The sequence below is a fragment of the Silvibacterium bohemicum genome, assembly GCF_001006305.1.
Classification (GTDB): domain Bacteria; phylum Acidobacteriota; class Terriglobia; order Terriglobales; family Acidobacteriaceae; genus Silvibacterium; species Silvibacterium bohemicum.
In genome coordinates this window covers 1-13,897 of the sequence record NZ_LBHJ01000002.1, presented here as the reverse complement: position 1 = coordinate 13,897, position 13,897 = coordinate 1, and the positions used below count along the sequence as shown (strand labels likewise).

Here is a 13,897-nt window from a genome sequence, read left to right as displayed (position 1 = left end):
CCCTAAACCCTGTAGTTTTAATACTCCACCTCCACCACCGAAAGCGGCGCCAGGGTTTCCAGAAAGCTGCGCGTCTCGGCAGGCTCGAACTTCGGATCTGTGGCTTCGAGGCACAGGAAAAATTTGTCGGTGCTTGCGCCGTTGCGGAAGTTGGCCGCATTGAAGAGCGGGTGATACACCTGCGGCAGTCCGTTCAGGGCAAGCATGCCGAAGGCCGCGGAGAGTCCGGCAAAGAGGATGGTCCACTCGTAAGCGGGAACGACGAAGGCCGGCCACGAGTAGTAAGGACGTCCCGCAATATTCAGAGGATAGGCCCAGAGCGAGATCCAGGTCTCGAGGCCGAACATGGCCGCGACCCCCAGCAGGCCGCCGATTAGGCAAACCAGCGAGACCTCGTTCTTGTGAAAGCCGATAGCCTCCGCCGCCTCTTCCACCGGATAAGGCGTGTAGCAATCCATGCGGCGATAGCCCGCGGAGTACGCGTTCTCTGCGGCCCGCACCAGCTGCGTCGGCGTATCGAATTCGGCTAGCAGGCCGTAGGTTCCTTCAACGATAGGCATTAGTCACCCGCCTCCGGTAATGCTTCAGCCTCTGTCCGCACCTTGGCCTGGGGCAGCATCATGCGAATCTCCGACATCGGAATCATGGGCAGGAAGCGCACGAAGAGGAAGAAGAGAAAGGTAAACAGCCCCAGGGTTCCGGCAAAGGTCGCGTAATCCCACTTGGTGGCGCGATAAGTACCCCAGGAAGACGGCAGGTAATCGCGATAGAGGCTGGTGACGACGATCACGAAACGCTCGAACCACATGCCGGTGTTGACGATCAGCGACATGAGGAACATCAGCGGCACGCTCTTGCGCACATAGCGGAGCCACATCAACTGCGGCAGCGCGATGTTGCAGGTGATCAGCACCCAGTACGACCAGCCCATCGGCCCGAACATGCGGTTCCACATCATGAAGTATTCCCAGTGGCTGGCCGAGTACCAGTAGGACATGAATACTTCCATCGCGTAGCCGTAGGCCACGATCAGCCCCGTCGTCAGCATGACCTTGGCCATGTTGTCGAGATGGCGCAGCGTGATCAGGTCTTCCAGGTGATAAAACTTGCGGATCGGCACCGCCAGCGTGATGACCATGGCAAAGCCCGAATAGACGGCGCCGGCCACGAAGTAAGGCGGGAAGATCGTAGTGTGCCAGCCGGGCAGCAGCGCCACCGCGAAGTCGAAGCTGATAACCGTGTGTACCGAAAGCACCAGCGGCGTCGCCAGACCAGCCAGCAGCAGCGAGGCCGTCTCATAGCGCACCCAGTGGCGCACCGAGCCGCGCCAGCCCATGGCCACGATGCCGTAGACATACTGCCCGAGCTTCGACTTCGAGCGGTCGCGCAAGGTCCCAAGATCGGGAATCATGCCGATGTACCAGAAGACCACCGAGATCGTAGCGTAAGTCGAGACCGCGAAGACGTCCCACAGCAGCGGCGAGCGGAACTGCGGCCAGACGTTCATCGAATTCGGATACGGAAAGAGCCAGTACCCCAGCCACGGCCGGCCAACGTGAATCAGAGGGAACATGCCGGCGCAGACTACCGCAAAGATGGTCATTGCCTCGGCGAAGCGGTTGATCGAGTTGCGCCACTGCTGCTTGAAGAGCAGCAGAATGGCCGAGATCAGCGTACCGGCGTGGCCGATGCCGATCCACCAGACGAAGTTGATGATGGCGAAGCCCCAGGCCACCGGGATGGTGATCGCCCAGATGCCCACGCCGCGCAGAAAGAGCCAGGTCACGGCCACCAGCAGCGCGCCCATCACCCCGCCCGCCAACACAAAGCCCGCAAACCACCCCAGCGGAGTGTGCGGCGTCAGGACAATGTTCGAAATCTTTTCCGTGACCGACTTGAATGTGTGCCCAGGCGCGAGAACCCGGTCTTCCCCGGTGATGGGGTCGATCATGGGATCGTTAATGGGTGCGTCTTTGGTTGCCATCGCTTAAACCCTCTTGGCCTCGACTCGGATTAGCTGTTCTCCGGCGCAAACTCTCCGCGCGCGGCCGCAAGCTCGGGATTGATGTTGATCACTTCCGCTAAGTAAGTGGTGCGGGGACGCGTGTTGATGTCGGCCAGCACGCCGTAGGAACGCTCCTGCTGTTTGAGCTTTCTTACCCGGCTCGACCCGTCGTTGATGTTGCCGAAGACAATGGCATCGGTTGGGCAGGCCTGCTGGCAGGCGGTGACCACTTCGCCGTCGCGAATCTCGCGATTCTCCTTATCGGCTTCGATCTTGGCCGCGTTGATGCGCTGCACGCAGTAGCTGCACTTCTCCATCACGCCGCGGCTGCGCACCGTCACGTCAGGATTGTGCATCAGCTTCAGGCTCTCCGTCTCGTAATCGGAGTAGAGCAGGAAGTTGAAGCGGCGCACCTTATAAGGACAGTTGTTCGAGCAGTAGCGGGTGCCCACGCAGCGGTTGTAAACCATCGTGTTGAGGCCTTCCGGCGTATGCACCGTCGCACCCACCGGGCAAACCTGCTCGCAGGGCGCGTTCTCGCAGTGATGGCAGGCCATCGGCTGAAAGTGCGCGCGCGGCGCGGCCAGATCGCCCTCATAGTAAGTATCGATGCGCAGCCACGCCATCATGCGCCCCATCGTCACCTGGTGCTTGCCGACGACTGCAATATTGTTTTCCGCATAGCAGCTCGCCACGCAGGCATTGCAGCCCACGCAGGAGTTCATGTCGATGGACATGCCCCACGCGTTCTTGTCGTAGCGATAAGCCGGGAACATGCTGGTGTCTGGATCAGGATCGTCCTTGCCCGAACCTTCGTGCGCGAAGCCCGGGTGCTGCTTGAACTCATCCAGCGTGGCATAGCGGATAATTCCGCGATCCATCGCCTCGTTGCCTTCGATCGAATGTGTCCCGCTGCCGTCGCCGCCGACCTTGACCGAGCGCTGATCGATGTAGTGGCTCTTGGTGACCGCAAAGCCCCACACGTCGCCGGTCTTCTTGATGCTCGCTCCGCCTGAATAAAGCGGCGCGTCGGAAGTTCTGATCTGATAGGCGTTGAAGCCCACGCCGCCGGCAACGCGGCCAATCTTGCGGCCCTGCCCCAGATGCAGCGTGATCGAGCCATCCGCATGGCCGGGAACCGCCAGCGCCGGAGCCAGTACCTTCCTGCCGTTCAGCGTGATCTCTAAAACGTCATGCTCCGACGCGCCGATCTTTTCGAGCGTTGCATAGCTCATCAGCGCAGCGTTGTCCCAGGAAAGGTTCGTGACCGGACGCGGAATCTCCTGCAGCCAGCCCACGTTGGCATAACGGCCATCGTAGACGTGATAGTCGGGACGGAAGATGATCTCGATCGAATCGGCTGCAGCCTGCGCTGCAACTGCCGGGATCGCAGCTTTGCCTCCACCGCTCTTCGCCGTGTAGGCGGTGTTCGCAATGAAGCCGTCGTGCAGAATCTTGCGCCAGCCGAAGTCCGCATCCGCGCCCTTCGCCGGAGCCTGCGCCGCCCATGTCGCGCGCACGGCCTCATAAGCCGAGAGGTCGGGATTGTCGAGCAGCGACTGCACCACCTCATGCGCCGAGTGGCCGCCATAGAGCGGATCGATCAGCGGCTGCACAACGGAAACCGTGCCGTCATACGCGCGCGCATCCGACCATGCTTCCAGATAGTGCGTCCCGTTGATGTGCCAATCCGTAGTGAGTCCCGTCTCGTCGCGATGCGAGCCGAGATGCACGGTCGTCTTCACCTTGCCCAGCGCGTCTTCAAACTGCAGATCGGCGGGAGCCGAGTACACCGGATTGGCATTCAGGATGACCAGCCACTCCACCTTGCCCGCGTTCATGTCCGCAACCAGGGACTTCAGATCGTCGGTCTGCATCGATGGCATGGGATTCACGGTCTCGGTATAGATCACCGTCTTGCCCACGTTGCCCAGCGCATCGTTGATGGCGATGGCCGCTGCGTGCACACTCGCCGGCTGCTGCTCGCCGGGAATCACCACGCACTTGCCGCCGCTTGCCTTCAAATCTTTCGCGACAGAGGCCAAAAACTTCTGCGCATCATCGGACCATGTATATCCCGACGGTGCCGAACCAGCTCCAACTGCCGCTGCCAACGCCGCCGCAAAGCCCGGAACGTCGCTCGCCCGCAATGCCAGGCGATGATCCGCCTTGAGCCCCGTAGTTGTCGTCATGCTCTCGGCGACATAGAGCCGGTTCATGCTGTAGTCGCCGGAGGAAGCTTTCTCCAGCTTGCGCCGCTTTGTGTAATCCTTGGCCAGCTTGTGAAATCCGGGGAAGGTCGCGCCGGAGAGAAAGTCCGCATCGAGCGAAACAATCACATCGGCCGCATCCAGCTTGTATTGCGCATCGGCGTAATCGCCGAACGCCGCCTTCGACGCCGCATACGCGGAGTCGCGATTGACCGCGTCATACTGCACCCACTTCGCATTTGGATAGGAGGCCTGCGCCTTCTTCCACTGCGCCGCCATGGTCGGCGAAGTTACGGTGCCGCTCAGGATGTAAACGCCCGCTCCACCCGCTGCTTTTTTCTCGGCCAGCGTGGCGCGAAAGGAAGCCAGAAACGCCGCCCACTCGCGAATTTCGCCGCGATAGTAGCAGCGCTGCGAGCGATCGGGATCGTACAGGTCGAGCAGCGTGCCCTGCGTGATCGGATCCGATCCCCCCGCAGTCAGCGGATGATCGGGATTGCCATCGACCTTGATCGGCCGATAAGCATCGCTCTTAACTAAAAGTGGAACGGCTCCCGTGGGAAATGGAAACGCCGTCGCAAAGAACACCGGCTTGCCCAGAATCAAATCTTCCGGAGCCTTCACGTAAGGATAGATAGGCTCGTCGGGCTGCTTGGTGCATCCAGCCAGTCCGGCCAGCGCCATCGATGCGCCCATCAGCTTCATGAAGCCGCGCCGCGAGACCGGATCGATCCACTCCGAGCTGTGCTGCGGGAACTCCTGCTGGACCGCCGCGTCGAACTCCGGCGTGCCCGCCAGCTCATCCAGCGAACGCCAATACTTTTTGCCCGTCTGCCCGGCCAGCTTCTTGCGGACCCCATCCAGCGTAAGCTTCGCAGTCTGTTTTTCAGTGGCCGAAATCTCGTGCTCGCTCATAAACTCGACGCCGTCTCCCGCTGTACCCTGCACCCTGAACCCCACACCCTGCTCTTTCATCGGTGGCATACCTCGCAGCTCGACAGATCGCGCGGCGAGCGGATGTTGTAGTGCTGCACCAGGAAGCTGCCCAGCGCCTCCTGGCTGGTGAACTTCGTATAGCTCACGGGCTGCGGCGTCCTCACCGATGTCGGCGCGTCTGTGGCCTGCGCGCCGGAAATCAAGGCGAGGCGTGCTGGATTCAGATGCAGCGAGGCCAGTTGCGGATTACCCGATCCCGACGCGGGATCGCTGCTCGTGCAGTTCACCGACTGCGCAGTCGGAACGCCCTTCTTCACATCGGAAGCCGCGCACCAAACGGGGCTCAGCTCCGACGGGCTCTTCCACGCCATGTTGTAGATCTGGCTGGTGGGCCGGATATTCGCGGCCGGATTGCGATGGCAGTTCAGGCACCACTCCATCTGCAGCGTATTCTGCTGATACATGATGGGCATCTCATCGACCCGTCCGTGACAGCTCGAACAGCCCATGCCCTTGTTCACATGGATCTCGTGGCTGAAGTAAACGTAGTCGGGAAGGTCGTGCACCTTGGTCCACACGATCGATTCGCCCGTGGCCCAGCTGTCGCGCACCGGCTGCAACAGCTCGGCGTTGGTCCAGATCTGCGCGTGGCAGTTCATGCAGGTGCGCGTCGGAGGAATGCCGGCGTAGCTCGATTTCTCGACCGACGTGTGGCAGTACTGGCACTGCAAGCCCAGCCCCTGCACATGGTGCTTGTGGCTGAAGGGAACCGGCTGATCCGCCCGCTGCCCCTGCCGCGTCACCCAGGGCGACCGTTGCAATTGATCGAGCGTTACTCCCAGGGCAATTACGATCAATCCCGTCAAGACCAGGCTCATCCGGGCAAGCGCGTTTGAGCTGCGGTCAAAAATCTGCGCCATGAATGCGTTCCTGCTTCCTCAAAGATCCATGCTTGGTTTGGCGGACTGACGCCCTGCCTCGAATGCGGTGAACGGAACGGAGGTTGCGGACATCATTTTTCGCAACCCAAAACAGGGGGCTCAAAATCGAAGGATCACTATATCAGGCAAAACGGCAATCAAATCAAGCGCGCACGGCAACTCCATGAAAAATCTAGCGAGGGTCTTCTGCTTGTAAATAACGACTGAATCAGTCGCAAATTAGGAGCAGCTAAGAAGCGGTTGGCTGAAGTGCGGGTGGCTAAGAGGCCGGTCGCTGAAAAACGGGTCGCGAACAAACGAATGAGGAAAATCATCGGCAAGATATAACGGCACTTCAACGAAATGATTTCTCTCCCTCGCGAAAAAGTTTCTCCGCCCACGACCATCAACGATGAGTACGTTCGGGGAACGTGCATCAATCCACGAGGGAGAGAAAGAAGTCATTGGAGATAAGATGCCCGGACTTCGGCTACCCGCTATTTAGCCACCCGCCTCATCAGCTAGTCTTAGATCCATGCTCGATGGCCGCCGAACTCCGCGCTACGACACCACCCTGGCCTGCAAAGAATTGGCTGAGGCCGATCCTGTCTTAGGACAACTCATCGAGCGCGCCGGACCGTACACGCTGCGCCTCAAGAGCCAGCACTCGCCGTTTGAAGCGCTGCTCGAGTCGATCATCTATCAGCAGCTGCACGGCAAGGCCGCGGCCGCCATTCTCAAGCGATTGCTGACTTACTTCGGCGAGTATCATCCGACGCCGGAACATATCCTCGCCGCGCCGGAAGATCGCATGCGCGGCTGCGGCCTCTCCGCAAACAAGCTGCTCGCGCTGCGCGATCTCGCCGCGAAGACATTGGATGGCACCGTCCCCACGCTCACGCAGATTCGCCGCCTGCCCGACCAGGAGATCATCGATCGCCTCACACAGGTGCGCGGCATCGGTCCCTGGACAGTAGAGATGTTGTTGATCTTCCGCCTAGGCCGCCCCGATGTGTTGCCCGTAAGCGACTACGGAATACGCAAAGGCTTCGCGCTCACCTTCAAGCGCCTGCCTAAACGCAAGCCCTTCGACGCCACCATGCTGGCCAAGCCCGCCGAGATGCTGCGTCGCGGAGAACGCTGGCGCCCCTGGCGGTCTGTGGCGAGTTGGTACATGTGGAGAGCCTGCGATCTAGCCGGCAAACCCTCGCCCCCACCGGAATAACTTGGCCGATATGCTCTTGGCGCTCTTAGCGTCTTGGCGGTGAAACAGCCTTCCGCTAATAGAAAGTAAAATCGGCCGGTAGGTGGATGATAGAGCTGGAACAGGGATAATAGTTGCGAGGACTCCCCCAAATGCCGGCACCCGAACGCTACATCTGCATCCACGGCCACTTCTATCAGCCGCCCCGCGAAAACCCCTGGCTGGAGACGGTAGAGACGCAGGACTCCGCCGCTCCCTATCACGACTGGAACGACCGCATCACCGCCGAGTGCTACGCTCCTAACGGTGCGGCGCGCATGGTCAATGCGGAGAATCGCATCGTCCGCATCCTCAACAATTACGGCTGGATCAGCTTCAACTTCGGCCCCACGCTGCTCTCCTGGCTGAAAGAGAACGCCCCCCGCGCATACCGCATGATTCTGGATGCCGACGTCAACAGCCGCCAGCATTTCGCCGGGCACGGATCGGCCATGGCGCAGGTCTACAACCACGTCATCATGCCGCTGGCCTCGACGCGCGACCGCATCACGCAGATCCGCTGGGGCATCGCCGACTTCGAGAGCCGCTTTGGACGCAAGCCCGAAGGCATGTGGCTGCCCGAAACCGCAGTCGACACCGAATCGCTCGAGCTGCTGGCCGAGCACGATATCAAGTTCGTAGTCCTCGCGCCGCATCAATGCGCCCGCGTGCGCTCCATCGCGGAAACCGAATCGGCATGCTCGCCCAACGCCACCGAAACCGTCGCCGCAGCCGGCACACAGAAGAAAACAGCCAAACCAGCAGCCGAACCCGAGAAACCTGTCGAGTCCGCCTGGAAAGAAACACCGAATGCCTCTGTCGATACAACTCAGCCTTACTTGGTTCGCCTCAAGAATGACCAGTGCATCGCCGTCTTCTTCTATGACGGACCGCGCTCCCGCGCCATCGCCTTCGAAGGCATCCTGAATGACGGCGGAAACTTTGCCAAGCGCCTCATCGGCGGCTTCACCGATGCCGATCGCCCGCAGCTGGTGCATGTAGCCACCGATGGCGAGAGCTACGGCCATCATCATCGCTACGGCGAGATGGCGCTGGCCTTCGCCTTGAAATGGATTGCCGGCGGAGATCAGGCCAGGCTCATCAACTATGGCGAATTCCTGGAGCGGTTTCCTCCGCTATGCGAGGCGCAGATCGTCGAAGATACCTCGTGGAGCTGCGCTCACGGCATCGAACGCTGGCGCTCCAACTGCGGCTGCAACGGCGGGCGCCAGGGATGGAATCAGGAGTGGCGCAAGCCATTGCGCGACGCACTCGACTGGCTGCGCGATTCGGTAGCGCCCATGGTCCAGGCCAAAGCCAAAGGTCTCTATCCGGACCTCGACAGCGCGCGCAACGCCTATATCCAGGTGGTGCTCGACCGCGAAAAGCGAGCCGCCTTCCTCAGCCACTACGGCGACCCCAAGCTCACCGAGGCGCAGCACACCGATGCGCTCGAGCTGATGGAGCTGGAACGGCACGCCATGCTCATGTACACCAGCTGCGGCTGGTTCTTCGACGACATCTCCGGAATCGAAACCGTGCAGATCATCGCCTATGCGGCGCGCGTGCTGCAGCTCGCATCTTCGCTCTTCGGCGAAGCAGGAGCCGCGCTCGAAGCTGAATTCGTGCGCATGCTCGCCGCCGCCAAGAGCAATGTGCCGGAGAGGCAGGATGGAGCCGCCATCTTCTGGGATTCAATCAAGAACATGGCCGTCGGCCTGGAACAGGTGGCTGCCCACTACGCCATCAGCTCCATCTTCAAGAACTACGCCGGTCAGGCCGATCTCTTCTGCTACACCATCACCCGGCAGGCCGCGGAAGTCGTCTCCTCCGGCCGCGGACGATTGATGATCGGGCAGGCTCACATCGCTTCAAAGTTCACCGACGAACAGGAGACCCTCCTCTTCGCCGTGCTGCACTTCGGCGATCAGAACATCACCGCCGCCGTGAAGCGCTACGACGAAACGCAAGCCGCAGCTCACGCCGAATTCATCCAGAACGCGCGCACCGCGGTGATCCGCGCCGACTTCCCGTCCGTCATCCGCCTCTTCGACAGCTACTTCCCCGGCCCGTCTTATTCCATTCAATCGCTCTTCCGCGACGAGCAGCTGCGCATCATGGATCTCATCCTCAAGACCACTCTCTCGGAAGTGGAAGACACCCTTATCACCATCTACCGCGACCAAGCGGCGCTGCTGCACTTCCTCAGCCAGAGCAATCTGCCGCGCCCCGCAGCTCTGACCCTGGCCGCGAATTTCGCCATCAACGCCGGCCTGCGCCGCGCCCTCGAAAGCGATCCCATCGATGGGATCGAGCTACGCTCTTATCTCGGGCTCTCCCGCGCCGACCAGGTCACGCTGGACAAGACCCTGCTCAGCTACATCGCCGACCAGAAAATGAAACGCGCCATGATCGACGTGCAGGAAGAAGTCACGCTCAGCACCGACGAAACAGCGGCTCTCGAAAATGCGCTGCTCGTAGCGCAGATCTTATCGACGCTGCCCTTCGAGCTCAACCTATGGCAGGCGCAAAATCTCTGGTACGACATTTACCGGCGCATGGGCCTCTCCTGCAGCCTCGACCCAAACTCCTGGTGCCGCAAATTCTTCGAGCTCGGCAAGCTGATGCGCATCTCCGTAGAAGATTTAGTTATCGAGGACGACGGCGCAACGCTGCAGGTAGCCGTATCCGCGAGGGCATAGAGCCTGAAATCAAGGCCACTGCGAAAGCTTGTCAAACCGGAACGAAATCGGGCCACAAGCGCTGAAGTGTAAGGGATGTCCCGAGACGAACATCCGACACGTAAACCGGGTGCCCCACATCTCGATTCTGGGATGTGGGATCACACAAGCCCACGGCCCAAAAGCGCGATCGTCTCATTAACCTACGCACGAAGACACCCAAACAACGGAGGGAGCCCCGGACTTATTCCGGGAATCAATTCAAAATCAGAGAGCGGCTTCAGCCCCGGAGGAAATTGTGCAGCGAATCAGCTCCGCCAGCGCAGACTAACCGGACCGCTCATCGGATGCCGCGCCGGCTCGCCATCGAGCCGCGCCTGCTTCAGCGCGAAGTACCACTTCGCGGGGCGATCCGCATCATCGATCAGCATCAGCGACGGATCGTACCGCAACCCCTCCGATTGCTGAACCATCGTCATCCGATCCTGCTCGACAAAGCGCTTCCCGAAGAACTTCGCGATCGTCGTGACCAGCGGAATCGCATAAAAAATATTCCACGCCGCATAGACATCGATGCGGCAGGCATTCGCCACCGTGGGAGTTACAGTTGTGAGGCTGGAAAACCACTTCGGACCGCAGCGAATGGTCTCGAAGCGGCGATTTGGCAGAACGAAATCGATGGTCGTCGTAATCGGCTCGCCGTAGACACCCAGCAGCTTGTACGGCGCCGAGTTTCCCGACGGAGCATGCGCCGACATGCGAAACCCCTCCGGAATCGGCTCGAAATGCTTTTCCTTTTCATGAATGCTGGCCCGCTTGCGCCACCACCACGCCTGATGCACGAACGGCCCGTGCGCCGGATCCATCAGCCCGATGATGCCGTGATCGACATTGCAGGGCAGGTCGGCAACCAGGTGTGCGCTGCGGAACTTCGCTCCGAACTTCGGAAGCTCAGGCACCGCAGGACGAATCGCCTCCAGGCGCGCCCGCCCCATCCCCGGCTCCGAAACATAGACCCACGCATAGCCGTCGCGCTCCTCGCAGGGAAAAGCCGTGGCAAAAATCCTGCGCGCATCGAGCGTGTCATGGCTGGTGAGCGAGGGAATCAGCGTGCACTGCCCGCTTCCCGGCTCGAAGGCCCATCCGTGATATTTGCAGGTAACTTCCTTGCCGTCGAACCATCCGCAGGAGAGGGGAATCCCACGATGCGGACAGCTGTCGCGCATGGCAAACAACGTGCCGTCGTCCTTCCGCCCCAGCACCATGGGAATGCCCATCAGCATGGTCGTCTCAAGCTTCTTGCCCGAGAGCCGCTCGCTGCGCATAGCCGGATACCAGTCGTTATAGAGGAGCGTGGTCGCAGGGACCTGCGGAAGCGTAGCCATATTCGAAGTTAGAAAACCTAGCCTTACTATATCGCCCACAGCGAGAACGATAGCCGCAATGCCCACTCATCCCCTTGCGGAAACTTGGCGTCCTTAGCATCTTAGCGGTGAAATTCCCTCAAAAAGCATGTACCACAGAGAACATAGAGACTTTCACCGGATATCTCCACAGAGACGCCAAATACACAAGTACAGACCTCTGTGCTCTCCGCGTCCCCTGTGGTGAATACCCGTAAGCGCAGTGAACCGCAAGCCTCTCCCCAAAAACCGCAGCCGCGTGCGAGAAGCGCGGCCGCCAGGAGACCAGTCCCGCTCCAGAATCGCCCCAATGCGCCCCTTTGCGGACTTAGCGTCTTAGCGGTGAAATTCATCACAAAAGAGCACCGCAGGCCAAAAATTATTGACCGTCTATATGACTGACAACTAGCCGCTCCGTCCGCTGACCCGCCTGCGCCGAAGGCGCGCTGACTCGCGGCCTCTATATAATCGCCCAATGCGCCCCCAACCGCGCCCCGGCCACTCCAACCCCGCGAAGGACAGCCGCCGATGAACAGCCTGCGCACGGCCAAGCGCTTCTGGCTCCCGCTGCTCGGCCTCTGGTTTCTCCTCTACGCCTCCTTTTCGCTGCTCAAACCGCCGCTGCTCGACGGCGTCGACTCCGTCCAGGCCGAAGCCGCCCGCGAGATGGCCACCGCTGGCGATTGGATCACCCCGCACCTCGATGGCGTGCGCTATCTCTCCGTCTCGCCGCTGCTCACCTGGGCCACCGCCCTCAGCTTCAAACTCTTCGGCGTAACCGATTGGGCCGCGCGTCTCCCCCTGGCCTTCGCTGCGCTCGCGCTCTTCATCGTGACCCTGGCGCTGGGCGCGCGCATGTTCCTCACGCCGGTCGCCGGCTTTTACTCCGCGCTCATTCTCATCACATCCAGCGGCATCTTCCTCTTCTCGCATCTGCTCTACCCGCAGGTCGTGCTCACCCTCTGGGTGACAGCGGCGCTCTATTTCTTCTGGCGCTCGACACGCGCCCCGTCGCTCGGAACCGCCCTCGGATTCGCCCTCTGCTGTGCCCTCGGCACGCTCACCCAGGGACCGGCCGGCGTCATCCTGCCCCTGGCGACGGTCGTTCTGTTTCTCTTCTTCACCCGGAACCTGAGCCATCTGCTGCGCTGGCACCCCGTGATCGCTACTGCCGTCTTTTTGGCCATCGCGCTTCCGTGGCGGCTGGCGGTTCACTCCGCTAATCCCAGGCGGCCCTATTTCTCCGCACTGCCCCGCGTGTGGAACACACCGCTCCTGCTCTTCTGGGCCTTTCTCCTGCTCTTTCTTCTGCCCTGGAGCTTCTTCTCCATCGCCGCGCTCACCCGCATTCCACGCCTGCTGTTCACTCGCCCGGTGGCTGCAGCTGGAGCCAAGCTCGATTGCAAGCAGCAGGCGCAAATCCTGCTCGTGCTCTGGCTGGTCGTGACCACGCTCTTCTTCAGCTTCTGGAATCGCCACGAATTCTCGGCGCTGCCTGCTCTGCCCGCCCTCGCCATCCTCGCCGCAGGATGGCTTGCCGAAGACGAGGCGTCTCCATCGCCGCTCGGCCGCATCTTTGCCTGGATCTTCGCCGTGCTCGGCATCGCAACGGCCTTCGCCGCGGTGGTTTTGGCCCTGCACGCCCCGTTCCCAGGCTTCGCCGTGGACATCGCGACCTTGCTCCATCTGCACAGCGGCCACCGGCTCTTCTTCGGATACCTGCGCGATCTCACCCTCGCCTCCATGGGCGCGTTTCGCATTCCGCTGCTCGTCGCCGCAGCGGCTCTGGCCGCGGGTGTCGTAGCCAATCTCGTCTTCCGCCTGCGCGGCCACGCCCGCCTGGCTAACTGCTTCCTTGCCGGAATGATGGCCTTTCTGCTCATCGCCGCGCACATCGCGCTGAATACCTTCTCGCCGGTCTTCTCTTCCGCCATCCTCGCCGAAGCCATCAAGCCCGAGGTCGGCGCCGGCGACGCCGTGGTCATCCAGGGCCGCTACGAAGACGCCTCCGCGCTCGGCTTCTATCTTGAGAAACGAATCCTGATCCTCAACACGCCCGCAGGAGACCTCGCGCCCGGATCTTCCGCCTCCGACGCGCCCCCCGTCTTTGTCGACCTGAACGACCTGGCCAAGCTATGGAACGGCCCGGGCCGCGTCTTCCTATGGACCACCCCCGACGCCGCCCCCCAACTACCAGCCCAGAGCTACCTCATCGGACGCGACGGCGGCCACCAGATCGTAAGCAACGAGCCGAATAACGGTGGAGCAGCGTTCTGAAGGCAGGGTGTAGGGGACAGGGTTTAGGGTGCAGAGTGTAGTGTCGGGTGCGGCAGAATCTAAAACGCCGTCATTCTGCGCAATCCGAAACCCTCGATGCGCGTTGTTGGGTATTGGGATGGTACAGCGAAGAATTTCAGCAATCGCGGGTGCCTGTAGAAGGTCAAGAGGTTGTTTCATTACCGATACGGCTGATGGGCGAGTTGTAGTTGAGGCTACCAT

Annotated in this window: 8 protein-coding genes; 3 read left to right on the top strand and 5 right to left on the bottom strand. The window is 61.0% G+C overall.

The window, feature by feature from the left end; genetic code table 11:
• Nucleotides 1-17: 17 nt before the first annotated feature.
• From XX99_RS03955 to XX99_RS03940, 4 genes are read right to left on the bottom strand one after another with little or no spacing between them, the layout of a single operon-like run.
• Nucleotides 18-560 (bottom strand): DUF3341 domain-containing protein, encoded by a 543-nt coding sequence (locus XX99_RS03955; protein ID WP_050058115.1) that lies wholly within the window; start codon nt 558-560, stop codon nt 18-20.
• Nucleotides 560-1,984, bottom strand: coding sequence for an NrfD/PsrC family molybdoenzyme membrane anchor subunit (gene nrfD, locus XX99_RS03950; RefSeq protein WP_050058114.1), 1,425 nt, complete (start codon nt 1,982-1,984; stop codon nt 560-562). Before nrfD ends, XX99_RS03955 begins: the two co-directional genes overlap by 1 nt.
• A 29-nt stretch (nt 1,985-2,013) precedes the next feature.
• Entirely contained in the window at nt 2,014-5,199 is a 3,186-nt protein-coding gene (locus tag XX99_RS03945; RefSeq protein WP_231581138.1) for a TAT-variant-translocated molybdopterin oxidoreductase, read from the bottom strand.
• Nucleotides 5,187-6,071: a cytochrome c3 family protein gene (locus tag XX99_RS03940; RefSeq protein WP_050058113.1), complete on the bottom strand. Its 885-nt coding sequence runs from the start codon at nt 6,069-6,071 to the stop codon at nt 5,187-5,189. Before XX99_RS03940 ends, XX99_RS03945 begins: the two co-directional genes overlap by 13 nt.
• Nucleotides 6,072-6,606: 535 nt before the next feature.
• On the opposite strand from XX99_RS03940, the gene XX99_RS03935 reads away from it, so the two are divergent.
• Together XX99_RS03935 and XX99_RS03930 are read left to right on the top strand one after the other, a co-directional pair.
• The gene (locus XX99_RS03935; RefSeq protein WP_050058112.1) at nt 6,607-7,296 is read left to right on the top strand and encodes a DNA-3-methyladenine glycosylase family protein; all 690 of its coding nucleotides are present in this window, start codon (nt 6,607-6,609) and stop codon (nt 7,294-7,296) included.
• Between the two features lie 131 nt (nt 7,297-7,427).
• Nucleotides 7,428-10,016 (top strand): DUF3536 domain-containing protein, encoded by a 2,589-nt coding sequence (locus tag XX99_RS03930; protein WP_050058111.1) that lies wholly within the window; start codon nt 7,428-7,430, stop codon nt 10,014-10,016.
• Nucleotides 10,017-10,303: 287 nt separating this feature from the next.
• On the opposite strand, the gene XX99_RS03925 is transcribed toward XX99_RS03930, so the two are convergent.
• Nucleotides 10,304-11,380, bottom strand: a complete 1,077-nt coding sequence (locus XX99_RS03925) for a Rieske 2Fe-2S domain-containing protein (protein WP_050058110.1) — start codon at nt 11,378-11,380, stop codon at nt 10,304-10,306.
• A 546-nt stretch (nt 11,381-11,926) separates the two neighbouring features.
• Here XX99_RS03925 and XX99_RS03920 point away from each other — a divergent pair.
• Nucleotides 11,927-13,675: an ArnT family glycosyltransferase gene (locus XX99_RS03920; RefSeq protein ID WP_050058109.1), complete on the top strand. Its 1,749-nt coding sequence runs from the start codon at nt 11,927-11,929 to the stop codon at nt 13,673-13,675.
• Nucleotides 13,676-13,897: the final 222 nt, after the last annotated feature.